Raw genomic sequence first — 22,278 nt, forward strand, 5'->3', positions numbered from 1 at the left:
GTCCGGTGCAGCCGCTGCCGCGCGGACTCAGGTGTTCAGGCTTTCAGGCTTTTCGGGCCGGCTCAGCCCGCAGCGGTGTTGCGGGGCGCATGCGGCCGGTGCGGCGGGTGCGGCAAATGGGGCACCACCGCCACGTCGCTGTCCACGATGTCCAGCGCCTGCCGCGCCACGCTGCCCAGCAGCAGGCTGGCCAGCGCGCTGCGCTCGGCCCGGCCCAGCACGATCAGGTCTTCGGGCTGGCGCGTGCTGTGCTCGTACAGGCGCAGGGCCGCATCGCCCGGCTCCAGCGCCACGCGCACACGGGCGCGCTGCGCGGCCTCGATGGGCAGGCCCGCCAGCCACGCCTGCAGCCGCTCCAGCGCGGCGTCATGCGCGTTGCGGGTCGCCAGGCCCGCGCCCACGGCCTCGCGCAGCCGGGGCACGGTGTCGAAGGCGTGGAACAGCGTCACTTCCGCGTCGGGGAAGGCGGCCAGCGCCCAGCACAGCGCCTGGCCGGCGGAATCGCTCAGGTCGGTGGCCACGCGCACGCGCGCGTAAGGCACGCGGGCGCGGTTGCGCACCACCAGCAGCGGCACGGGCGAGCGGCGGGCCAGCGTGTCCACGCTGGAGCCCAGCAGCATGCGGCTCAGCGCCTCGTTGCGGGCCACGCCGGTCACGATGAGATCGGCGCCTTCGGATTGCGCCACTGCCAGCACCGTGTCGGCCACCGGGCCGCGCTCCACGCGCACGGTGAAGGGCAGGCATTCCACGGCCAGATCCGCGCGCAGGCGCTTCTCGGCCACGCTCTGCGGCACGCGCTCGGGGCCGCCCAGGGCTTTCAGGTCGCGCCCGGCGGTGGCCGGGTCCAGCACGCTCAGCGCCACGGCGCTGGCCTGCCATTGCTGGCCCAGCAGCACGGCGCGGTCCAGCGCGCGGTCGCAGCGGCTGCTCAGGTCGGTGGCGAACAGAAGGCGCTTCGGGGCTTGTGCGGTCATGGCGCCCATTCTCGGCCGCCCGCGGCGCCCTGCAGGTGAAGGTGCAGGATGCGGCGGATCTCGAGGATCGCCGCCGGGTGCTCCTGCACGCTGTGGCCCGAGGGGATGACCCGCTCGGACTGCGCGCTGGCCAGGTGCGCGCTGCGGTAGGGCACGATGCCGTCGCTGCTGTCTTCCAGCGGCACGGCCGGGTCGATGCGGCCGATGATCGAGTGGTGCGGCACGCGTGGGTCGATGGGCAGCGCCGCCGCGGCGCGCACGAAGGGGTCGCGGTCGCTCAGGTTGTCGATGCTGTTCGGAATGCGCGCCAGCGTGCTGCCCTCGGCAGAGGCGGGCAGGCCGCGCTGCGGCGCCTGCGCGCCCTGCTCGGCACCCGGCCGCATCTGCGCCAGCAGCCGCGCCAGGTCGCCCACCTCGTCGAGCATGGCCAGCGGCAGCGTCACCAAGTTGGCCACGCGGCGCGCGATGCGCTGTTCGGCAAAGGGCGTGCCGCGGTGCGGCGCGGCGATGAACACCGCGCGGCCCACGCCGGGCAGCGGCTCGAAGCGCAGGTACGCGGCCAGGCCCTCGCGCTCCAGCTGTCGGCGCGTGTCACCCTCGCGCGCCTCGGGCGGCAGCAGCTGCCACAGCTGATCGTCGGCCCGCGACACCAGCAGCCGCGCCAGCACGCCGCCCATGCTGTGGCCCACCAGCGTGATGTCCCGCGCGGCGACCGAGCGGCCCTGCGGATCGAACTGCGCCAGCGCCTGCTGCAGCGCCGCGCGGATGCTGTGCAGGTTCAGCGCCAGCGGCGCGTTGGTGGGGTAGTAGACCTGCCACACTTGGTAGTTCTGCCGCAGCTGCTCGTCGCCCATCACCTCGTTGGCCACGTTGACCCAGGCCTCGGGGCTGCTGGCCAGGCCGTGCAGCATCACGACGATGCGGCGCTCGGGGTTCCAGGGCTGCATGATCTGCACGCGCGGCGCCACGAGGCCGTCGGACAGTCCGAACAGCGTGCGCAGCGACTGCGTGGCAAAGCCCGAACGCGCCAGCCACAGCCCGTAGCCGGCCGTGAAGTTGGCCGCCAGCGGCACCTGCTCGCCGCCCAGCCGCGCATGCGTGGCGCGGTACGGGTCGTAAAGCAATACCTGCAGCGCGTCGGTGCGCATCACCTCGGCCAGCGTGGCGCCTTCGAAGCGCAGCAGCGCGGTCAGCGAGGGGTATTGCACCTCGCCCGTGCCGGCTTGTGCGGGCGGGGGCGGCGGCTTCAGCACGCGGTCGGTGTCGCCGCCGCTGGCCGCCACCTCGGGCGGCGCCAGCACGGCCACGAACTCGGCCCCGAAGCCGTCGCGCCGGTAGGTGTTGCGCAAGCCCGTGAAGCGCAGCGACGCGGCGGGCACCAGCTCCTGCGGCAGCGTCATGCCCGGCGGCAGCGGCATGTCGATGGCCTGGCTGCCGATCTGCCAGCGGCCGATGCGCGTGGTGATGGCCTGCGCGCCGGCCACGCCGCGCGCCTGGTACAGCGCGAACAGCCGCGACATCGCCTGCTGCGCCGCGTAGTTGTAGTAGTCGCGCACCTGCGTCTGCCGGTCTTCGAAGGCGCGCTCGCCCGGTCGCCGCGCCGTGTGGAAGAGGTAGGCATACGCATGGCGCGCCGACTCGATCCAAGCGTCGAGCACCGGATCGCCCTGCGCCAGCGTGGCCGGCAGCGTGTGGGCGCCGGGCGCGCGCGCCGTGGCCAGCGCATGTTCCAGCCACAGCTCCGACAGCGCCGACAGCCGCTGCTCGTCGGTGATGCCGCCGGGCGTGTTCGCCGGCTCCAGCGTGCGGCGGCAGGCCGCCGGCTGCTCGCGGCAATCGTTGATGCCCACCACGCGCAGCACCTCCTGCGCGGCCACGCTGAGCCGGCCCATGGTCAGCACGTCGCCGCGCCGCTCGGCCAGGTAGTCGGCCGGCAAAATGGTGGACACGCTCACCGCCGCGCAACCCGTGAGCAGCAGCACGCCGGCCATCAGCGCGCTGGCCCGCAGCGCCGACCGTCCCCAGCCGCGCAGCGCGGCGGCCGGCCGGGTCAGCGCACGGAAAGGCGCGGTCGTCGTCACACTCGAAGTCAGGGAAAGAAGAGGCAGAAGATGCGAAGGAGGCACGGTCGCGTGGGCAATCACAGTCACGCCCGCCATCATCCCTCAGGGCGATTGCATGGGGCTCAAGCCGTTCATGCCCGGAATGCCCGCACGGATCGCGCGCGAGAACTGCGGGTCCGCATCGGCCGCCTGCGCGCGCAGCGTGATGCGGCCCGCGCTGCGCAGCGCATCCAGCGGCACGCCCGGCGCCAGCGCGCCCACGTCATGCACGTACTCGGGCAGGTAGCCCGAGGCCAGCAGCCGCCAGTCGGCCGGCAGGCCGCCCACGATGCGCTGCGCCATCTGATAAACGATGGTGGTGCAGTTGGCCGTGAGCGTGTCGTAGAAGCGCGGCTGGCGCTGCAGCGACTCGGCTTCGGCCACATAGGCCAGAAACAGCGAGCGCATGGCCGCCGGCGCCATCTGCACGCGGTAGAGGTACACATCTTCATTGCGCACATTGGTGCGCACCCGCAGCAGGTCGCGCTCGTCGCCGGCCACCAGGCTCAGCTCGAACTCCTTGAAGAAGCCCGCCACGGCCGAAAAGCGCTCGTGCCGCTCCTTGCGGATCTCGATGGAGAAGGCCACGTAGTCGGTGCCGCCGCGCCCGTCGTCAAAGCCGAAAGACACCAGCGTGTGCGCAATGGCCGGCCCCATCCAGTAAGACAGGCCCATGTCCACCGTGCGCAGCCGGTCCAGGTCGTAACGCCGCGCTTCCCAGCGCGCCGTGTAGTCGGTGTCGCTGCGCCAGTCGAAATTGCGCACGTTCTGCAACAGTACCTGACTGCCCTGTACGCGCGGCTGCAGGTGCCGCGCCACATCGTCGGCCCAGTCGCGCGTGTCTGAAGGCACCAGCCGCACCCACCACCCCAGCAGCAGCGCAAAGGCCAGCCCGTAGGTCAGCAGCGCCCGCCAAGGCTGCCCGCGCCAGAGCAGCAGCAAAGCCGCGATGGCGAACAGGCCCCAGGCCACGACGGCGGCCACGCGCAGTTCCGGCGAGAGCGGGAGCTGGTAGTGGAGGGCGAGAGCGGCCCATAGGGCGGTAAGGAGCAGGGGGAGGCTGGCGGCGATGCGGCGCAGCCAGCCGAGGCGGCTTTCATTCATGCGAAAAGTGCTCTAGCAGGCCGTTGAAAAATCCCCTGCGAGCGTCCGCGTCGGCCGCTACGATCTGAAGCCATCCCGGAACAACTGCGACAAGAAAGATGAGAGGCAACCAAGACTTCCAGGGGGCGATGTTTAGCTACATCAGCCTTGAAGAAAGAGTGCCAGCGGCACACCCGCTGCGCAAGTTGCGCGCCGTGGTGGATGCGCTGCTGTCGAGCATGAACAGCGAGTTCGAAGCGGTGTACGCCCGCCGTGGCCGCCCCTCGGTGCCGCCGGAGATGCTGCTCAAGGCCTTGCTGCTGCAAATCCTGTTCTCCATCCGCAGCGAACGCCAGCTGGTCGAGGCGGTCAACTACAACCTGCTGTACCGCTGGTTCGTGGGCCTGAACATTGAAGACAAGGTCTGGGACCACTCCACCTTCAGCGCCAACCGCGAACGCCTCTTCAACGAAGACCTGGCGCGCGCCTTCTTCGAGCGCGTCAAGCTCAGCGCCCAGTGGGGCCGGCTTGCCAGCGACGAACACTTCAGCGTGGACGGCACGCTGATTGAGGCCTGGGCCTCGCACAAGAGTTTCAAACGCAAAGACGACGACAGCGGCACGCCACCCGGACGCAACCCCGAGGTGAACTTCAAAGGGCAGGAGCGCTGCAACGACACCCACGCCAGCACCACCGATGCCGATGCCCGGCTGTTCAAGAAGAGCGCGGGCGACAAATCTCGCCTGTGCCACATGGGGCACATCCTCATGGAGAACCGCAACGGGCTGATCGTGGATGTGGAGATCACACATGCCAGTGGCACCGCCGAGCGCGAGGCGGCGCTGGCGATGCTCAAACGCCGGGGAAACAAGAACAAGCGGGCCACGGTCGGGGCCGACAAAGGTTACGACAGCCAGGCCTTCATCAAGGGCTGCCGAAAGCTCAAAGTCACGCCACACGTGGCGGCCAAGGACAAGCACTCGGCGGTCGATGGCCGCATCCGGCGCCACGAGGGCTACAAGACCAGCCTCAAAGTGCGCAAGCGCATCGAGGAGGCCTTTGGCTGGATCAAGACAGTGGGTGGTCTGGCCAAGACCAAATTGATCGGTCAGGCCAAGCTCGCGGGCCAGGCGCTGCTGTGCTTTGCCACCTACAACCTGGTGCGCATGGGCAGTCTGGGCGGCTGGTGGGACGCGCATCATGCGTGAACCATGGGATACGTGCGCCCGGAACGGGCAAAACGGCCTGCAAACAGGCCGAAATGGCCGCTCCAATCGCTGCGCAGGCCAGTTTGGGCGATCCGTTTCTTCGAAATCCACGACCCTGGCGCGTTCGATGAGCATTTTTTCAACGGCCTGTTAGCTACATCAGCCTTGAAGAAAGAGTGCCAGCGGCACACCCGCTGCGCAAGTTGCGCGCCGTGGTGGATGCGCTGCTGTCGAGCATGAACAGCGAGTTCGAAGCGGTGTACGCCCGCCGTGGCCGCCCCTCGGTGCCGCCGGAGATGCTGCTCAAGGCCTTGCTGCTGCAAATCCTGTTCTCCATCCGCAGCGAACGCCAGCTGGTCGAGGCGGTCAACTACAACCTGCTGTACCGCTGGTTCGTGGGCCTGAACATTGAAGACAAGGTCTGGGACCACTCCACCTTCAGCGCCAACCGCGAACGCCTCTTCAACGAAGACCTGGCGCGCGCCTTCTTCGAGCGCGTCAAGCGCAGCGCCCAGTGGGGCCGGCTTGCCAGCGACGAACACTTCAGCGTGGACGGCACGCTGATTGAGGCCTGGGCCTCGCACAAGAGTTTCAAACGCAAAGACGACGACAGCGGCACGCCACCCGGACGCAACCCCGAGGTGAACTTCAAAGGGCAGGAGCGCTGCAACGACACCCACGCCAGCACCACCGATGCCGATGCCCGGCTGTTCAAGAAGAGCGCGGGCGACAAATCTCGCCTGTGCCACATGGGGCACATCCTCATGGAGAACCGCAACGGGCTGATCGTGGATGTGGAGATCACACATGCCAGTGGCACCGCCGAGCGCGAGGCGGCGCTGGCGATGCTCAAACGCCGGGGAAACAAGAACAAGCGGGCCACGGTCGGGGCCGACAAAGGTTACGACAGCCAGGCCTTCATCAAGGGCTGCCGAAAGCTCAAAGTCACGCCACACGTGGCGGCCAAGGACAAGCACTCGGCGGTCGATGGCCGCATTCGGCGCCACGAGGGCTACAAGACCAGCCTCAAAGTGCGCAAGCGCATCGAGGAGGCCTTTGGCTGGATCAAGACAGTGGGTGGTCTGGCCAAGACCAAATTGATCGGTCAGGCCAAGCTCGCGGGCCAGGCGCTGCTGTGCTTTGCCACCTACAACCTGGTGCGCATGGGCAGTCTGGGCGGCTGGTGGGACGCGCATCATGCGTGAACCATGGGATACGTGCGCCCGGAACGGGCAAAACGGCCTGCAAACAGGCCGAAATGGCCGCTCCAATCGCTGCGCAGGCCAGTTTGGGCGATCCGTTTCTTCGAAATCCACGACCCTGGCGCGTTCGATGAGCATTTTTTCAACGGCCTGCTAGGAGGAGCATTTCAGTGGAATAGAAAAACTGGTAAAGCATGGAGAATTCAGCAGTGCGATTTGGCACTTGCCTCACTCGCCGTCTCAGAGCTGATTCAATTGACCCGCTCGGAAAACAATACCTAGTCAGCCCTGAACAATTCAGTTGTCAGCTACAGATAGGCTGACGTCGCCAGGAGCGGCCAGCAGTGCGGCGATGACCGCCTGCATCGATAACCCGAATCGGGCGCAATAAAGCCGCAGCGCGGCCAGGATCAGGCGCAGGTTATGCCCGGCACCGCACATCACCGCGTGCAGCGCATCGCCCAGCGCACCCTTGAGCGGGTTGCGGCCCAGCCGCCCGTCCATCTTCATGTGCCCAATGGCCGGTTCGATGGCGCTGCGCCGCTTGATCATGGCCCTGAGCGTTCGGGTGATGCCCCGCTTTTGGCCCGACATCAGGATGCGCACACCTTCAACTTTCACACCCCGGTAGCCCTTGTCCACGATTGCCGTGGCGGGCGGCCTGTCCGTGCCAGTGAGGATGCCCACCTGCTCCAGTGTCTCAGCCAGGGTGTGGCCGTCGTAGGGGTTGCCCGGCATGGAGCGCATGCCCACCACCAGGCCTTCCTTCAACGTGGTAGCGATGCTGACCTTCACGCCGAACTCGTACGGTGTCCTGGCTTTGCCTTTGCTGATGCATTCGACCTCGGGCGCGTGCAGGGCGTACAGCTTGTTCTTGTCCTTCGTGCGTTGACTGAGGATGCGGCCGGTGCGCTGCAGCAGGTCTTGGACCTTGGCCTGGGCCGCTTCGGGCAGCATGTGCAGTTGGCGGGCCACCTCGCGGTGCACGCGGCCAACCCGGGTGCGCAGTGTGCGAACGGCCTTGTTCATGCGCTTGAACTGCTTGGCGTGGGCGTAGCGCCCGATCTGCGCGGCCAGCCGTGGGGCGATGCGGTTGTAGTTCTGGCGCAGTTTCAGCCCATTGCCCTCGGCCACCTTGACCAGGTGCTGGCGGCTTCGCTCCAGCAGGCGGCTGTCGGTGGGGTGAGCGATAGCCTTGGGCATCACCGTGGTGTCCACGATCACTTGCTGCACGCTGGCTTTCTTGATGACGCCACCACGCCGGGCGGCATCGATGCTGGCCGCCAGCAGCATCTCCACGCCTTCTTCCCCAACGCGCTTTCTCCAGCGCGTCAGGCTGGACGGGTCAATGGGCAGCTCGGTCTGCAGGTAGGTCTCGCCGCAGAAGAACTGCCAGTATGGGTTCTCCACCCAGGTGTTGACCACCGCCTCGTCGGAGGCATCGAAGGTGTGCTGCAGGTACAGCAGCCCGGCGACCAGGCGCGGCGCCAAGGCGGGCCGCCCGCGCCCCGAAGTGAACGACACCGCGAACGTGCGCTCGATCTCGGCCCAGTCGATCAGCGCGCCCAGCCTGACCAGCGGATGCTTCATGTTGATCTGCTCGTCCAGTCGTGGACGAAACAACTCGCCCGTTTGCGGCTGCGAAGGCTTCGGACCCATCGGACTCCCCGGAGAAATTTGCAAAAAAACAGGCACTGGCAAGACCATACCTTGCAAATCCCGCGCCCATCAACTCGAAGAACAACCAGTCAGATCAAGGGCTTGCGAGTTGTTCAGGGCGGACTACCTAGTCAGCCCTGAACAATTCAGTTGTCAGCTACAGATAGGCTGACGTCGCCAGGAGCGGCCAGCAGTGCGGCGATGACCGCCTGCATCGATAACCCGAATCGGGCGCAATAAAGCCGCAGCGCGGCCAGGATCAGGCGCAGGTTATGCCCGGCACCGCACATCACCGCGTGCAGCGCATCGCCCAGCGCACCCTTGAGCGGGTTGCGGCCCAGCCGCCCGTCCATCTTCATGTGCCCAATGGCCGGTTCGATGGCGCTGCGCCGCTTGATCATGGCCCTGAGCGTTCGGGTGATGCCCCGCTTTTGGCCCGACATCAGGATGCGCACACCTTCAACTTTCACACCCCGGTAGCCCTTGTCCACGATTGCCGTGGCGGGCGGCCTGTCCGTGCCAGTGAGGATGCCCACCTGCTCCAGTGTCTCAGCCAGGGTGTGGCCGTCGTAGGGGTTGCCCGGCATGGAGCGCATGCCCACCACCAGGCCTTCCTTCAACGTGGTAGCGATGCTGACCTTCACGCCGAACTCGTACGGTGTCCTGGCTTTGCCTTTGCTGATGCATTCGACCTCGGGCGCGTGCAGGGCGTACAGCTTGTTCTTGACCTTCGTGCGTTGACTGAGGATGCGGCCGGTGCGCTGCAGCAGGTCTTGGACCTTGGCCTGGGCCGCTTCGGGCAGCATGTGCAGTTGGCGGGCCACCTCGCGGTGCACGCGGCCAACCCGGGTGCGCAGTGTGCGAACGGCCTTGTTCATGCGCTTGAACTGCTTGGCGTGGGCGTAGCGCCCGATCTGCGCGGCCAGCCGTGGGGCGATGCGGTTGTAGTTCTGGCGCAGTTTCAGCCCATTGCCCTCGGCCACCTTGACCAGGTGCTGGCGGCTTCGCTCCAGCAGGCGGCTGTCGGTGGGGTGAGCGATAGCCTTGGGCATCACCGTGGTGTCCACGATCACTTGCTGCACGCTGGCTTTCTTGATGACGCCACCACGCCGGGCGGCATCGATGCTGGCCGCCAGCAGCATCTCCACGCCTTCTTCCCCAACGCGCTTTCTCCAGCGCGTCAGGCTGGACGGGTCAATGGGCAGCTCGGTCTGCAGGTAGGTCTCGCCGCAGAAGAACTGCCAGTATGGGTTCTCCACCCAGGTGTTGACCACCGCCTCGTCGGAGGCATCGAAGGTGTGCTGCAGGTACAGCAGCCCGGCGACCAGGCGCGGCGCCAAGGCGGGCCGCCCGCGCCCCGAAGTGAACGACACCGCGAACGTGCGCTCGATCTCGGCCCAGTCGATCAGCGCGCCCAGCCTGACCAGCGGATGCTTCATGTTGATCTGCTCGTCCAGTCGTGGACGAAACAACTCGCCCGTTTGCGGCTGCGAAGGCTTCGGACCCATCGGACTCCTCGGAGAAATTTGCAAAAAAACAGGCACTGGCAAGACCATACCTTGCAAATCCCGCGCCCATCAACTCGAAGAACAACCAGTCAGATCAAGGGCTTGCGAGTTGTTCAGGGCGGACTACCTAGCGTCAACAAAGACCGCTGCCGGCCGTCAACTTCTTTCGTCTATAGCGCGCCTTGCTGCGAATTGAAAGCGTCTGGGCATTAAGCAGAAATCGATTTTTACCGCATCAATGCTTGTTTCTACTTTTCTGATTGATATTAAGCTTCTGCGTTGCGGTGAATATGCGACTATTCGTCGTTGTACTCATACATATCGCGGTGGTATTCTCGCAGAATTTCTTCTGCGTCGACGTAGTCTCTTGGATCAATATTAAAGTGCTCCAGAGGATCTACTTCGTCAATAGAGCGGTACTCATGCGAGAAACCTGCCGCCATTAGTTCGTCCAACCCCTTGATTTCCAATGCACAGCATTTGCATGAAAATTGCATCGGCGTGACACGAACTTCCTGTACCAGTTCCTCGCCCTTCAAGAAGGCCGAACTCCTTCCAACAGGTGTTGCGATCAACTTACCTATCGCTGCACAAGCGGGGCATTTTAGGAATTTAAGATGGTGGCCACTCGTGAGAACTGCCGAAACAGCATCAGTTTTTTCTTCGTCGCGCTTGATTTTTTGATCGGATTCAGAAAGAGCGAAAAATCGTTCCTTGCAAATACGTATCAAGTCAGATACTCGTTTCGATCTATCTTTCGCGATGGCGCTGGAAGTTTGCAATGCGAGCTGTGCGTCTTCTGAGCCAAGTAAGGACTGCAGGTCTTCTTTGGCGAAAACCGAGACCTTTACGATGAATGAATAAACGCTTGGCATTAAAGCATCTACGGACAGCTGTGCCATCTCGGCGGAATCACCGTGCAACTCCCCATTTCGAGCATCGATAAGTGAGCGCACCTTAAGGATCTCGTTGTCCCGTCAGTTCCGGAATCAAGCGATGTAATCGCTTGAGAGCCTCAGTGAGGTCAATTGATCTTGCCGGTGTTCTCGGTGCTTGCCCGCAAGCGAAAAACAGACTTTCAAGATCCGGCGCTGAGTTTAGGGCTGGGTTGACTGAACAGAGTGCTCCCCGGGTAACAAACTCAATAGTGAAGCTTACACTCAACAAAAAGTCTTCTTCCGATCTCTCCCGTGCGCTAGCCTTTGTCCAATAATTCTGCGCTTTAGCAAAGAAACTAGCTGATGTCCAAGTCATTTATTTTGCTCCAAACTGAGAATCTAAACAATGATACGTCGTCGTTATCAGTAAATGCACTTCTAGCGTGAAGCATAGCCCAATTATCCACTAGGGTCATATAGTTCGCCCTCCAGTCAATAGTAATCGTGTTGCATTTTGGGGAACGCAAATATTCATCTATCGCACTGGCTTCAGCGTTTACTGCGCGCATCACGTCCGGGTTATATCGGATACATTGCTGGTTACTGATATCAACCAGTAATCGAGAGTAGTGACCGTTGCGCGCTATCTGAACGAAAAGTGCGCGACGTAAATAATTTTCTCCAAAAATAGTTTTCAGATTTTCAGTGTCAAAAAGTCTAGTTTGAGTTGTGCGAGGGCGCGGTGCAACTAGGAGCAGCCACCTTGGAGGCGTGTGAGTGAGTGCCCTATCCGAATGCAGTGGAAACTCTTCATGTCCATGAAAATATGAAAGAGTATTTTCTCTAGCAGCTGACGACGAGCGGCCCCATAGTCGTTCCAATACAACCCGGTCAGGTCGTAGGGATTCAATAATTTCTCTTGCACGAACACGTAGCCTTCCGTCTGTTCGTGGATAAATTTTCCAGCGTATAGGGTCTAACTGCGACATAAAATTTAACGAAAACTAGCAGAGCAACTGCTTTCTATTTTGGTGCCCCCCGCTTCCTTGCGATGCGTCGGATTCTCTTTAGTCCGCCCTGAACAACTCGCAAGCCCTTGATCTGACTGGTTGTTCTTCGAGTTGATGGGCGCGGGATTTGCAAGGTATGGTCTTGCCAGTGCCTGTTTTTTTGCAAATTTCTCCGAGGAGTCCGATGGGTCCGAAGCCTTCGCAGCCGCAAACGGGCGAGTTGTTTCGTCCACGACTGGACGAGCAGATCAACATGAAGCATCCGCTGGTCAGGCTGGGCGCGCTGATCGACTGGGCCGAGATCGAGCGCACGTTCGCGGTGTCGTTCACTTCGGGGCGCGGGCGGCCCGCCTTGGCGCCGCGCCTGGTCGCCGGGCTGCTGTACCTGCAGCACACCTTCGATGCCTCCGACGAGGCGGTGGTCAACACCTGGGTGGAGAACCCATACTGGCAGTTCTTCTGCGGCGAGACCTACCTGCAGACCGAGCTGCCCATTGACCCGTCCAGCCTGACGCGCTGGAGAAAGCGCGTTGGGGAAGAAGGCGTGGAGATGCTGCTGGCGGCCAGCATCGATGCCGCCCGGCGTGGTGGCGTCATCAAGAAAGCCAGCGTGCAGCAAGTGATCGTGGACACCACGGTGATGCCCAAGGCTATCGCTCACCCCACCGACAGCCGCCTGCTGGAGCGAAGCCGCCAGCACCTGGTCAAGGTGGCTGAGGGCAATGGGCTGAAACTGCGCCAGAACTACAACCGCATCGCCCCACGGCTGGCCGCGCAGATCGGGCGCTACGCCCACGCCAAGCAGTTCAAGCGCATGAACAAGGCCGTTCGCACACTGCGCACCCGGGTTGGCCGCGTGCACCGCGAGGTGGCCCGCCAACTGCACATGCTGCCCGAAGCGGCCCAGGCCAAGGTCCAAGACCTGCTGCAGCGCACCGGCCGCATCCTCAGTCAACGCACGAAGGACAAGAACAAGCTGTACGCCCTGCACGCGCCCGAGGTCGAATGCATCAGCAAAGGCAAAGCCAGGACACCGTACGAGTTCGGCGTGAAGGTCCGCATCGCTACCACGTTGAAGGAAGGCCTGGTGGTGGGCATGCGCTCCATGCCGGGCAACCCCTACGACGGCCACACCCTGGCTGAGACACTGGAGCAGGTGGGCATCCTCACTGGCACGGACAGGCCGCCCGCCACGGCAATCGTGGACAAGGGCTACCGGGGTGTGAAAGTTGAAGGTGTGCGCATCCTGATGTCGGGCCAAAAGCGGGGCATCACCCGAACGCTCAGGGCCATGATCAAGCGGCGCAGCGCCATCGAACCGGCCATTGGGCACATGAAGATGGACGGGCGGCTGGGCCGCAACCCGCTCAAGGGTGCGCTGGGCGATGCGCTGCACGCGGTGATGTGCGGTGCCGGGCATAACCTGCGCCTGATCCTGGCCGCGCTGCGGCTTTATTGCGCCCGATTCGGGTTATCGATGCAGGCGGTCATCGCCGCACTGCTGGCCGCTCCTGGCGACGTCAGCCTATCTGTAGCTGACAACTGAATTGTTCAGGGCTGACTCTTTAGTCTTGGGATTTTTTAATAAGATGCCCATGCCGGGCCATGAGCAAGAATTTATGTTTAATTTCTTTTAAAAACATATCCTATTAAAAATCAGTACAGCAATCCTAGAATTGCCAATTTTTCGAAATTCTATGTTTAATCCAAATCATAGACTTCATAATCCCCTCGTTTTATATATCCCATGTAATTTTCAATACGAACGGGGATTCTTTCTATTGCAACCCAGGGCGTCATTTTTGAGTCTCGCCCTAGTCGAAATAAGTAGTTTTGGCCAGCGTCAAAATGCACATTTATCTCGCGCCATCCTGTGGGGTCGGGACCGATGTTGTGTAGACCGGGCTCCACGTCCGCATATAGGTACTCCGATATGCCAATTTTTCCGATCAACTTTCTGTCAAGGTAAAGCTCGACGTCCTTCAATTGAGTCAAGCCCCATGCGGCTTCCCTGACTGCGAATAGGCCGGCTTTGCCAGGTGCGGGAGTCGAGTACTTGCTGGTGTCGAAGTTTTCCGTGCTGGTCGCGCAGCCGGCGAGTAGCACCGTTGCCCCAAAAAGCAACCCCAGTTGAAAACGAGAAATGCGATTCTTCATGCGATCTTAAGTACCAGTATTGGTGCGTGAACTGTTTGTGACCTAATGTATCTTGTTCTCCATCAGCGAGGGCTGGTTGTTGTGGCTTTCGACGATGCGGATCTGCACTCTGGCTAAGAACTTATCCGTAAATAGTTAAACTCACGACCCGAGCCGCAGCTGACGCGGTGCGGGATCGAGAACTTGGCCAATCGTGTTCAGTCATGGGTCGTGACAGATGAGTTCTGGCAGCGCGTTGAGCCGTTGATTCCTGCGCGCTCGCCGACAGACAAGATCTACGTGCGCAAGCCCGGCGCCGGGCGACCGCCCAAGCCGGCTCGACAGGTGTTCGAGGCCATCGTGTACGTACTGCGCACAGGCTGCCAGTGGAAGGCATTGCCCAAGGAGCGCTTCGGCAGTGCGAGTGCAATCCACAAGCGGTTCCTTGAGTGGGAGGCTGCGGGCTTTTTCGAGGAACTGTGGAAAGCAGGCTTGGCAGAGTACGACCAGATGCAGGGCATTGCCTGGCGCTGGCAGAGTGTGGACGGCGCAATGATGAAGGCGCCACTGGCCCGGGAGGCCGTGGGGCCCAACCCGACGGATCGGGGAAAAAAAGGGCAGCAAGCGGCATCTGTTGGTGGACGGCCGTGGCGTCCCGTTGTCGCTCGTCGTGACCGGGGCCAACGTCCATGACTGCAAGCGCCTTGACGCGGTCCTCAACGCCATCGTCGTCGAACGCAAGGATCCACCGCATCGACGAAACAAGCACCTGTGTGCTGACGCTGGCTACCGGGGCGCGGAACACCTTCGCACCATCGAAGACCACGGCTACATCCCTCATGTCGTCGGACGCCGCACTGAGGCTGATCTCATCAAGCAACGCGACCCCAAGAAGAAGGCGCGACGGTGGGTCGTAGAGGTCTGCCATAGCTGGTTCAACCGGTTCCGAAAGCTACTCGTGCGCTATGAGAAGCTTGAGCGCAGCTTTATCGCGCTCAATCATCTCGCCGCAGCCATCATTGCCTTGCGCAAGGTGCCGGCAGGGACGAACATTATTTACGGATAAGTTCTAAAGGTCGTGACCCTGCTCAGCTACGAGAGCAACTAAATCGGGCCATAAGCCTGAAGCGCCACTCGGTACCGCTGCAGCACACTTCAGCGTGACATGCGTCGTCTCCACTTTCTTGCTATCGCGTGTCACAACCGCCGTTGCCTTGGCGTCCGCCTCAGCCTCAGCCTCAACCTCGACCGCTGCATGAGGTCTGGATCAATGCACCACGCGAGCAGCCGTGTAGATGTCTGGGCAACGCTGACGGCATGAGCCGCTGGTAGGTGGCACGGAGAATGAGGGGGGTCACGCCGTGTGGTCCGGTTTGAGAGCACTCGCCCGGCCCCCGTGCATGGGGTGGTGCAGATGCTGGTGCTGGCGCGCGAGTCGGGCCGCATGCTGCGGTGGCAATGCATCAGCGCGCACGATGCGTCCACGCCCGCGTCGGAGTGGACGGGCACGACCATCACCTTTGCCCTGGGTGAGCGCGCGTCTTCGGCCGCGGCCAGCGGGGGCTGGGCGCGGCAGATTCCGGTGCAGACGGTGCTGAGCTTCACGCACCAGGGTTGGAAAGAGGGCGCGCGCTTCTTCGCTTTTTGCAACACGGCCTGGGGCACGGTGCTGCAGCAGTTGAAGGACTGCGCCATGCTGGAGCCGCATCACTGAGGTGCCAAGGTCGATGGCACGCGCGGCGGCACGACCGGCGCGGTAGCCGGCTGCCGCCGCAGGGCGTGCTTCACTTCAGCGTGAACCGCGCCGTCCCCAGGCTCTTGCCTTCGCGCGTCACCACCGCCACCACCTTGGTGCCGGCCGGCACGGTAAAGCTACCCGTAGCTTCCAGCTTGTCGCCGGCGGGCTTCAGTTCCACGTCTTGCTTCTGCGTGCCGGCCAGCAGCGTGAGCTTGGCGCTCAGGCCGGCCGCGGGCACGGGCTTGCCGTGGTCGCGCAGGTACAGCTGCACGGCGGCGGGCTTGGCCACCAGTTCGTAGACCATGTGCTTGGCCTCGACCACCACGCCGCCGTGCGCGGGGGCGAGGTCGTGGCTTTCATCGGCCCAGGCGGGCAGGGCGGCGAGGGTGAAGGCGGCGCACACGGCGAAAACGGCGCTGGGGGCCAGCAGGCGGGTACGGGGTGTCATGCGGTGCTTTCCTTGTGAAGTAAGTGTTGGAGACAGGAAGGAAGGATGAGGAAGGAGGCGGGCGCGCTCGTCACAGCGCCTGCGTGTCGTCGGAGTTTTCGACCAGCCGCTGTGCGCTCTTGCGGCCGAAGAGCCAGAACAGGGCGGGCGTCAAGAAGGTGTCGAGCAGCGTGGAGCTGATGAGGCCCGAGAAGATGACCACGGCCACGGGGTGCAGCACTTCGGTGCCGGGGCGTTCGGCCTCGAAGAGCAGCGGGGCCAGCGCAAAGGCGGTGACCAGCGCGGTCATCAGCACCGGAGACAGCCGCTCCAGCGAGCCGCGCACGATCATCTTCGTGTCGAACTGCTCGCCCTCGAAGCGCATCAGGTTGATGTAGTGGCTGACTTTCAGAATGCCGTTGCGCACCGAGATGCCCGCCAGCGTGATGAAGCCCACCAGCGCCGCCACCGACAGCGGCTGGCCCGACAGCCACAGCCCGATCACCGCACCCACCAGCGCCAGCGGGATGTTGGCCATGATGAGCACCGACAGCACGGTGGACTGATAGCGGCTGTAGAGCACCACGAACATCAGCGTGAGTGACACCAGCGACAGCAGGCCGACCAGGCGCGACGCTTCTTCCTGCGCCTGGAATTGGCCGCCCAGGGTGATGAAGTAGCCCTCGGGCAGCTTCATGTCGGCCACCACGGCGCGCATGTCGGCCACCACGTCCGATAGAGCGCGGCCCGATGCGTTGGCCGAGAGCACGATGCGCCGGCGCCCGTCGTCGCGGCTCACCTGGTTGGGGCCGTCGCTGTCTTCGATGGTGGCGATGCGCGACAGCGGCACGTGGCCGGTGGGCGTTTCGATCAGCAACTGGCCCAGGCCTTCGGCGCTGCGCGCGCTTTCGGGCAGGCGCACCACCAGCGCGAAGCGGCGCGCGCCTTCGGTCACCTGCGACACGCGCTGGCCTTCCACCAGCCGCTGCAAAGACGCCAGCACCTGCGGCGCGGCCACGCCGTACTGCGCGGCGCGGTCGTAGTCCACATGCACCTTGATCTGCGGCGACAGCACCTGCTTTTCCACCTCCAGGTCGGTCATGCCGTCGATGGTGGCCAGCCGTGCGCGCAGCACTTCGGCCTGGCCGCGCAGCACGTCCAGGTCTTCGCCGAAGAGCTTGATGGCGATCTGCGCGCGCACGCCCGAGAGCATGTGGTCGATGCGGTGCGAGATGGGCTGGCCGATGCTGATGGCGGCTGGCAGGTGCGCGATGCGCTGGCGGATGTCGGCCGTGATCTCGGCCATCGGGCGCTTGAGTGCCGATGCAGGCAGCAGGCCCACGTCCAGCTCGCTCACGTGCACGCCTTCGGCATGCTCGTCCAGTTCGGCCCGGCCGCTGCGCCGGCCCACGTGCGTGACTTCGGGCACTTCGCGCACCAGGCGTTCGGCCTGGCTGGCCAGGCTGGCGCTTTCGGCCAGCGTCACGCCGGGGTTCAGGCGCATGCCGATCAGCAGCGTGCCTTCGTTGAAGGGCGGCAAGAAGGTGGTGGGGAAGAAGGGCACCGCCGCGCCTGCTGCCAGCACGGCCACGGCCGCCGTGGCGATGGCGATGCGCGGGCGCCGCAGCACGGCCTGCAGGCCGCCGCTGTAGCGCGCCTTCAGCCAGGCCAGCAGTTTGGTGTCGCCGTGCTGAAGCCGCTTCATGCGCGGCAGCAGGTAGTAGCTGAGCACGGGCGTGACGGTGACCGACACCACCAGCGAGGCCAGCGTGGACACGATGAAGGCCACGCCCAGCGGCACGAACAGGCGCCCTTCCAGCCCCGGCAGCGCGAACAGCGGCAGGAACACCAGCACGATGATCACGGTGGCGTAGAGGATGGCCGAGCGCACTTCCATCGACGCGCGCTTGACCACTTCCAGCGGGTTCAGGCGCGCGCCGGGGTTGCGCGCGCGGTCTTCGCGCAGACGGCGCATGATGTTTTCCACGTCCACCACGGCGTCGTCCACCAGGCCGCCGATGGCAATCGCCAGACCACCCAGGGTCATGGTGTTGATGGACATGCCGAACCAGCGGAACACCAGCGCCGTGATGAAGATGGACACCGGAATGGCCGTGAGCGCGATCAGCGTGGGCCGCACGGTGCCGAGGAAGAAGAACAGGATCACGGCCACGAAGACCGAGGCGCCGATCAGCTTGCCCTGCAAGGTGGTGATGGAGGCCTCGATGAAGCTGGCTTGGCGGAAGGTGACGCGCGGTGCGTCCATGCCCGCGGGCAGCGAGGCCTTCATGCCCGCCAGCGCTTCCTCGATCTGTTTGGTGAGCGCGATGGTGTCGGCCGTGGGCTGCTTCTGGATGCCCAGGATCACGGCGGGCCGGCCTTCGAAGCCGGCGTCGCCGCGCTTGAGGGCGGGCGCGAAGCTCACCTGCGCCACCTGGTGCAGCAGGATGGGCTGGCCGTTGCGGTGGCCCACGGCCAGGCGGCGCAGGTCTTCCAGGCGCGAGGTGCGGCCCAGATGGCGGATCAGGTACTCACGGCCGTTGACTTCGAGGAAGCCGCCCGAGGTGTTGGCCGAAAAGCCCTGCAGCGCGGCCTCGAGCTGTTCGAAAGACACGCCCAGCTGCGCCATCTGCGCGGCCAGCGGCTGCACCTGGAACTGCCGCACCTCGCCGCCGATCGGGATCACCTGCGCCACGCCGGGCACCGACATCAGGCGCGGGCGCAGCACCCAGTCGGCGTACTCGCGCACGGCCATGGCCGAGATCTTTTCGCTGTCCACCGGAATGGCGATCTGCATGATCTCGCCCATCACCGAGCTGATGGGCCCCATGCGTGGCACCACACCGGGCGGCAGGCCTTCTTCCATCGCCGACAGGCGCTCCGACACCAGTTGGCGGGCGCGGAAGATCTCGGTGCTCCAGTCGAAGGTGACGTAGAGGAAGGACAGGCCGGCGGACGACACCGAGCGCACCGTCTCCACGCCGGGCAGACCGTTCATGGTCGTTTCCAGCGGGAAGGTGATGAGCTGCTCCACCTCTTCGGCGGCCATGCCGCCGGCTTCGGTCATCACCGTCACCGTGGGCTTGTTGAGGTCGGGGAACACGTCCACCGGCGTGCGCGAAAGCGTGAACAGGCCATAGGCCATGGCCGCCAGCGCGACGATGATCACCAGCAGCCTGTGGGCCAGGCTGCTGTCGAGGAGCCACTTGAACATGGTGTGTCGGTGCCTCGTTCAGCGGACCTGGTTGATCAGCGTGGCGCCCTGCGTGGCCACGCGCTCGCCGGCCTTCAGGCCCGAGGTGACGGCCACGCGCACGCCGTCGAGCGGCACCACCGTGACGGTGCGCGGCGCGAAGTGCTCGGGCTGCGTCTTGACCCAGACGATGGCCTGGTTGGCGGCGTTCTTCATCACGGCCGATTGCGGCACGGCGATGGCCTGCACCGTGCTCTTGCTGTGCACCTGCACGCGCAGCGGCTGGCCCACGGCCAGCGTGGCCAGTGCGTCCGCCTGCGCCTGCGTCTGGGAGCCAAAGGCCAGCGGCAGCGCCTGTTCGCGCAGGCTGCGCGCGGCGCCGATGAAGCGCAGCGGCACGCGCGCATCGCCCACCGCGACGCTGGCACCGGCGATGTCGGCCAGCAGCGCCGGGTCGTAGGCCAGCGCCTCGATGCGCAGGCGCTGCGGGTCGACGATTTCGAAGATCACTTCACGTGCGTCCACCACCTGGCCCGCCACCACGGCGGAAGAAGCGATGACGCCCGACACGGGCGCGACCAGCGGGTCGCGGTTGGTCAGGCCCGCGCCGATGGCCTGGGCGCGGGCGCGCGCGCTGGAGGCCTCGCTTTCGGCGGCTTCGATGTCCTTGCGCGGGATGGTGTCGCTGAGCTCGCGCAGGCGGGCCAGGCGCTTTTCCGCCAGTTGCTGGGCGGCGCGCAGCTCGGCCAGCTGGGCCGATTGCGAGGCGCGTTCCAGCGGCGCGGCGGCCGGTTGCACCCAGGCCAGCACCTCGCCCTTGCGCACGGCCTGGCCGGGCTCGGGCAGGCCGCGTGGGCCGGCTTCCACCCGGCCGGCGATCAGCGCCTGCACGCGGCCGCCGCTTTGCGGGTCCATCACCACGCGGCCGTCCAGCTCGGTGCTGCGCGGGTGCTGGCCGCTTTCGGCCCGCACGGTGCGCACGCCCAGCTGGCGCTGCGCGGGCTTGGGCAGGAACACGCTGCCATCGGGCAGGCGCTGCGGGCCGTTGCTGCTGGCGGCGGGGGGCGCGTCGCCATGGTCATGGCCGGGGCCGGCGAAGGCGGGGGCGCCCAGCGTCAGTGCGGCGAGCAGCGCCATGTGTCGCAGGCGCGCGGCGCTGCACTTGAGGGGGCGGGTCGATGCGGCGCGGTGCCCCTCCAGCGAGGGCAGGTTCAGGCGGTTCATGCGCGGGCTCCTTCGAGGGGGGCGTCGCGCTTGCCACGGCCCCGGGCCAGGCCGAGCGCGGCGATCAGCGCCAGTCCGCCCACGGCCCAGGGCGCATAGCGGCGCCAAGCCGGCGCGGCGGCGGGGGCGTCGTGCACGGCCTCATCGATGTGCAGCTCACCGGCCAGCAGGTCGGCTTCAGGGCCCACGGCCAGCGTGGCCGTGACGGGCAGCTCGCCGGCGGGCAGGGGCTGCGGCAGCGTCACTTCGTATTCGCCGGGGCCGTGCGGCTCGGCGGTGTAGCTGGCGTCGCCCAGTTGCAGTTCGATCTTGGCGTCGTTCACGGGCTCGTTGCTGGCATGGCGGTCCAGGTAGATCGCCAGGCGCTGGCCTTCGAGCACGCCGACCAGTTCGAAGGCTTCGGATTCGAGCGCGAAGCGCGGATGGGCCTGGCCGGTGGGCGCGGCGGGGCCGTCGTCGTGGCCCTCGTGGGCCTGGGCAAGCGGTGTGAGGAGCGCGCCGGACAGGGCCAGCACGCCCGCAAGGCGAAGGACATTCATGGTGTTGGCAAAAGAGGAGGAAGGCAGACAGAGGGGCGAGGCGCGTGGTGCGCGGCGGGCGGCAGGGGCGGGCGACAGGGGTAGGCGACAAAGGCAGGGGCCGCGCGGTCAGGGCAGCAGCCCCAGCGACTGGCGCCATTGCGAAATGGCGCTGGCCAGCTCCAGGCGCGCGGCGGCTTGCTGGCGCGCGGCCTCCGTGGCTTCGAGGTTGGTGCGCAGGCGGGTGGGCAGGTCCGACTCGCCGAGGCGGAAGGATTTTTCGATCATCTGGCGCGTCTGTTCGGCCAGACGCGCACGCTCCTCGGCCGCGGCCAGCCGCACGCGCGTGGCCGCGATGCGCATGCGCAGGCTCTGTTGTTCCGTGGCCAGGCGCAGTTGGGCCTGCTCGATCTGCGCTTCGAGTTCGAGCGCCTCGGCCTGCGCGTTGGCGACCTGCGCCTCCTGGCGCGCGGAGGCGCCGAAGGGCACGCGCAGGCCGATGTTGAGCGAGGAGCGCCCGCGCTCCTCGAAGCTGCCGCGCTCGCGCGTGGTGCCCAGCGTGAGTTCCGGGTTGCCGGCGCCCTGGCGCTGCGCGAGGGCGACGTTGGCGCGTGCCACAGCCAGGCGCTGGGCCAGCGCGGCGCCCTGCGGGTGCGCGTCGAAGGCGGGGGCGGCCGCTTCGGTGGGCTCGGCTTCGGGCTGCAGTTGCGCGCCGTCGGGGGCGGCGACGCCGGTCAGCGCCTGCCAGCGCTGGGCGGCTTCGGCGCGCGCCTGCTGCGCTTGCGCCTGCTCGGCGCGCGCGGCGGCCACGGTGCCCTGGGCCTGCAGCAGGTCGCTGCGCGCCAGTTCGCCAGCCCGCAGGCGGCGCTCCACGTCGGCGGCCAGCTGTTCGGCGTGGCGCAGCTGCTCGGCGGCCAGCCGTTCGGCCAGGCGCGCCTGGGCCAGGGGCCACCAGGCCTCGCGCAAGCTGCCGGCCAGTTGCAGGCGCGCGAGCGCGGCGCGGCGTTCCACGCCTTCGGCTTCGGCCTCGGCCAGCGCGCGGCTGCGGCTGCGTTCGCCGGGCCGCCACAGCGGGATCGCCAGGCCGGCCTCCCATTCGCGCTGGCCTTCGTTGTCGTTGACGCGGTCGGTGGTGTGGGCCAGTTCCAGCGCCAGGGCCGAAGGCGTCCACGACGACGCCGCGCGCTGCGAGGCCTCGGCCGCGGCGCGGCGCTGGGCCAGCGCGCGGGCCTCGGGCTGGCGCTGCCAGGCGGCGTCGAAGGCGTCTTTCAGCGAGCCGGCCGGGCGGGCCGCGGGGGCCGCGGCAGGCGTGGATGGCGCGGAAGCGGGGAAAGGCTGGGCGCCCGCGGGCGCCACCGCGCCGAGGAGCGGCGCGCAGGCGAGAACGATGAGACGAAGGAGCGGCATGAAGCAGGACG

19 protein-coding genes are annotated in these 22,278 nt (G+C 65.6%); 6 read left to right on the forward strand and 13 right to left on the reverse strand.

Annotated features, from left to right (window positions below; genetic code table 11):
* Window positions 1-62: 62 nt before the first annotated feature.
* The 3 genes from LG388_RS04990 to LG388_RS05000 all read right to left on the reverse strand — a co-directional run bounded on the left by LG388_RS04990 (window position 63) and on the right by LG388_RS05000 (window position 4,180).
* Window positions 63-974 carry a universal stress protein gene (locus LG388_RS04990; protein WP_225781712.1) on the reverse strand — a complete coding sequence of 304 codons (912 nt, stop codon included), beginning with the start codon at window positions 972-974 and terminating at the stop codon, window positions 63-65.
* Window positions 971-3,055 carry a triacylglycerol lipase gene (locus LG388_RS04995; RefSeq protein ID WP_225781713.1) on the reverse strand — a complete coding sequence of 695 codons (2,085 nt, stop codon included), beginning with the start codon at window positions 3,053-3,055 and terminating at the stop codon, window positions 971-973. The genes LG388_RS04990 and LG388_RS04995 overlap by 4 nt, the downstream gene beginning before the upstream one ends.
* 84 nt (window positions 3,056-3,139) lie before the next feature.
* Entirely contained in the window at window positions 3,140-4,180 is a 1,041-nt protein-coding gene (locus LG388_RS05000) for a DUF4105 domain-containing protein (protein ID WP_225781714.1), read from the reverse strand.
* Between the two features lie 98 nt (window positions 4,181-4,278).
* Between LG388_RS05000 and LG388_RS05005 the strand changes: the two genes are divergently transcribed.
* The 3 genes from LG388_RS05005 to LG388_RS05015 all read left to right on the forward strand — a co-directional run bounded on the left by LG388_RS05005 (window position 4,279) and on the right by LG388_RS05015 (window position 6,851).
* Window positions 4,279-5,367, forward strand: a complete 1,089-nt coding sequence (locus tag LG388_RS05005; RefSeq protein ID WP_225781276.1) for an IS5-like element ISCte5 family transposase — start codon at window positions 4,279-4,281, stop codon at window positions 5,365-5,367.
* A 158-nt stretch (window positions 5,368-5,525) separates the two neighbouring features.
* Window positions 5,526-6,572 (forward strand): IS5 family transposase, encoded by a 1,047-nt coding sequence (locus LG388_RS05010; protein WP_225781829.1) that lies wholly within the window; start codon window positions 5,526-5,528, stop codon window positions 6,570-6,572.
* Window positions 6,573-6,575: 3 nt separating this feature from the next.
* On the forward strand, window positions 6,576-6,851 hold the full coding sequence (locus tag LG388_RS05015; RefSeq protein WP_225781715.1) for a hypothetical protein: 276 nt from the start codon (window positions 6,576-6,578) through the stop codon (window positions 6,849-6,851).
* Between the two features lie 15 nt (window positions 6,852-6,866).
* Here LG388_RS05015 and LG388_RS05020 read toward each other — a convergent pair whose 3' ends face one another.
* From LG388_RS05020 to LG388_RS26775, 4 genes are all read right to left on the reverse strand, one after another.
* The gene (locus LG388_RS05020) at window positions 6,867-8,228 is read right to left on the reverse strand and encodes an IS5 family transposase (RefSeq protein ID WP_225781640.1); all 1,362 of its coding nucleotides are present in this window, start codon (window positions 8,226-8,228) and stop codon (window positions 6,867-6,869) included.
* A 146-nt stretch (window positions 8,229-8,374) separates the two neighbouring features.
* The gene (locus LG388_RS05025; protein ID WP_225781716.1) at window positions 8,375-9,736 is read right to left on the reverse strand and encodes an IS5 family transposase; all 1,362 of its coding nucleotides are present in this window, start codon (window positions 9,734-9,736) and stop codon (window positions 8,375-8,377) included.
* A 296-nt stretch (window positions 9,737-10,032) separates the two neighbouring features.
* Complete coding sequence (locus LG388_RS05030; protein WP_225781717.1) at window positions 10,033-10,638, reverse strand: hypothetical protein; 606 nt, start codon at window positions 10,636-10,638, stop codon at window positions 10,033-10,035.
* Window positions 10,639-10,970: 332 nt separating this feature from the next.
* Entirely contained in the window at window positions 10,971-11,603 is a 633-nt protein-coding gene (locus LG388_RS26775; RefSeq protein ID WP_225781718.1) for a TauD/TfdA family dioxygenase, read from the reverse strand.
* 205 nt (window positions 11,604-11,808) lie between these two features.
* On the opposite strand from LG388_RS26775, the gene LG388_RS05040 reads away from it, so the two are divergent.
* Entirely contained in the window at window positions 11,809-13,170 is a 1,362-nt protein-coding gene (locus LG388_RS05040) for an IS5 family transposase (RefSeq protein ID WP_225781719.1), read from the forward strand.
* Between the two features lie 155 nt (window positions 13,171-13,325).
* On the opposite strand, the gene LG388_RS05045 is transcribed toward LG388_RS05040, so the two are convergent.
* Entirely contained in the window at window positions 13,326-13,781 is a 456-nt protein-coding gene (locus LG388_RS05045; protein ID WP_225781720.1) for a DUF2846 domain-containing protein, read from the reverse strand.
* A gap of 183 nt (window positions 13,782-13,964) precedes the next feature.
* Here LG388_RS05045 and LG388_RS05050 point away from each other — a divergent pair.
* Together LG388_RS05050 and LG388_RS05055 are read left to right on the forward strand one after the other, a co-directional pair.
* Window positions 13,965-14,826 (forward strand): IS5 family transposase gene (locus LG388_RS05050; protein WP_225781721.1). Its coding sequence is split into 2 segments (ribosomal slippage): window positions 13,965-14,377 and window positions 14,376-14,826, totalling 864 coding nucleotides; the frame shifts between segments, so codons are not numbered across the junction.
* Between the two features lie 342 nt (window positions 14,827-15,168).
* Window positions 15,169-15,474, forward strand: a complete 306-nt coding sequence (locus LG388_RS05055) for a hypothetical protein (RefSeq protein WP_225781722.1) — start codon at window positions 15,169-15,171, stop codon at window positions 15,472-15,474.
* 70 nt (window positions 15,475-15,544) lie between these two features.
* Here LG388_RS05055 and LG388_RS05060 read toward each other — a convergent pair whose 3' ends face one another.
* The 5 genes from LG388_RS05060 to LG388_RS05080 form a co-directional block, all read right to left on the reverse strand.
* On the reverse strand, window positions 15,545-15,946 hold the full coding sequence (locus LG388_RS05060; protein ID WP_225781723.1) for a hypothetical protein: 402 nt from the start codon (window positions 15,944-15,946) through the stop codon (window positions 15,545-15,547).
* Window positions 15,947-16,016: 70 nt separating this feature from the next.
* Complete coding sequence (locus LG388_RS05065) at window positions 16,017-19,139, reverse strand: efflux RND transporter permease subunit (protein WP_225781724.1); 3,123 nt, start codon at window positions 19,137-19,139, stop codon at window positions 16,017-16,019.
* 18 nt (window positions 19,140-19,157) lie between these two features.
* Entirely contained in the window at window positions 19,158-20,255 is a 1,098-nt protein-coding gene (locus tag LG388_RS05070; protein WP_225781830.1) for an efflux RND transporter periplasmic adaptor subunit, read from the reverse strand.
* Between the two features lie 83 nt (window positions 20,256-20,338).
* Window positions 20,339-20,881, reverse strand: coding sequence for a hypothetical protein (locus tag LG388_RS05075; protein ID WP_225781725.1), 543 nt, complete (start codon window positions 20,879-20,881; stop codon window positions 20,339-20,341).
* A gap of 108 nt (window positions 20,882-20,989) precedes the next feature.
* Window positions 20,990-22,267 carry a TolC family protein gene (locus LG388_RS05080; RefSeq protein ID WP_225781726.1) on the reverse strand — a complete coding sequence of 426 codons (1,278 nt, stop codon included), beginning with the start codon at window positions 22,265-22,267 and terminating at the stop codon, window positions 20,990-20,992.
* Window positions 22,268-22,278: the final 11 nt, after the last annotated feature.

Origin of the sequence: Xenophilus sp. Marseille-Q4582 (genome assembly GCF_916700565.1) — a bacterium.
In the GTDB taxonomy this organism is placed as follows: domain Bacteria; phylum Pseudomonadota; class Gammaproteobacteria; order Burkholderiales; family Burkholderiaceae_C; genus Xenophilus.

Bases quoted from the DNA above. Each gene is read 5' to 3' on its own strand.
- LG388_RS05070 (WP_225781830.1), bottom strand. From the start codon at position 20,255: ATGGCGCTGCTCGCCGCACTGACGCTGGGCGCCCCCGCCTTCGCCGGC.
- LG388_RS05000 (WP_225781714.1), bottom strand. From the start codon at position 4,180: ATGAATGAAAGCCGCCTCGGCTGGCTGCGCCGCATCGCCGCCAGCCTC.
- LG388_RS05045 (WP_225781720.1), bottom strand. From the start codon at position 13,781: ATGAAGAATCGCATTTCTCGTTTTCAACTGGGGTTGCTTTTTGGGGCA.
- LG388_RS05015 (WP_225781715.1), top strand. From the start codon at position 6,576: ATGGGATACGTGCGCCCGGAACGGGCAAAACGGCCTGCAAACAGGCCG.
- LG388_RS05075 (WP_225781725.1), bottom strand. From the start codon at position 20,881: ATGAATGTCCTTCGCCTTGCGGGCGTGCTGGCCCTGTCCGGCGCGCTC.
- LG388_RS05020 (WP_225781640.1), bottom strand. From the start codon at position 8,228: ATGGGTCCGAAGCCTTCGCAGCCGCAAACGGGCGAGTTGTTTCGTCCA.
- LG388_RS05005 (WP_225781276.1), top strand. From the start codon at position 4,279: ATGAGAGGCAACCAAGACTTCCAGGGGGCGATGTTTAGCTACATCAGC.
- LG388_RS05060 (WP_225781723.1), bottom strand. From the start codon at position 15,946: ATGACACCCCGTACCCGCCTGCTGGCCCCCAGCGCCGTTTTCGCCGTG.
- LG388_RS26775 (WP_225781718.1), bottom strand. From the start codon at position 11,603: ATGTCGCAGTTAGACCCTATACGCTGGAAAATTTATCCACGAACAGAC.
- LG388_RS05065 (WP_225781724.1), bottom strand. From the start codon at position 19,139: ATGTTCAAGTGGCTCCTCGACAGCAGCCTGGCCCACAGGCTGCTGGTG.
- LG388_RS04990 (WP_225781712.1), bottom strand. From the start codon at position 974: ATGACCGCACAAGCCCCGAAGCGCCTTCTGTTCGCCACCGACCTGAGC.
- LG388_RS05025 (WP_225781716.1), bottom strand. From the start codon at position 9,736: ATGGGTCCGAAGCCTTCGCAGCCGCAAACGGGCGAGTTGTTTCGTCCA.
- LG388_RS05040 (WP_225781719.1), top strand. From the start codon at position 11,809: ATGGGTCCGAAGCCTTCGCAGCCGCAAACGGGCGAGTTGTTTCGTCCA.
- LG388_RS05080 (WP_225781726.1), bottom strand. From the start codon at position 22,267: ATGCCGCTCCTTCGTCTCATCGTTCTCGCCTGCGCGCCGCTCCTCGGC.
- LG388_RS05030 (WP_225781717.1), bottom strand. From the start codon at position 10,638: ATGGCACAGCTGTCCGTAGATGCTTTAATGCCAAGCGTTTATTCATTC.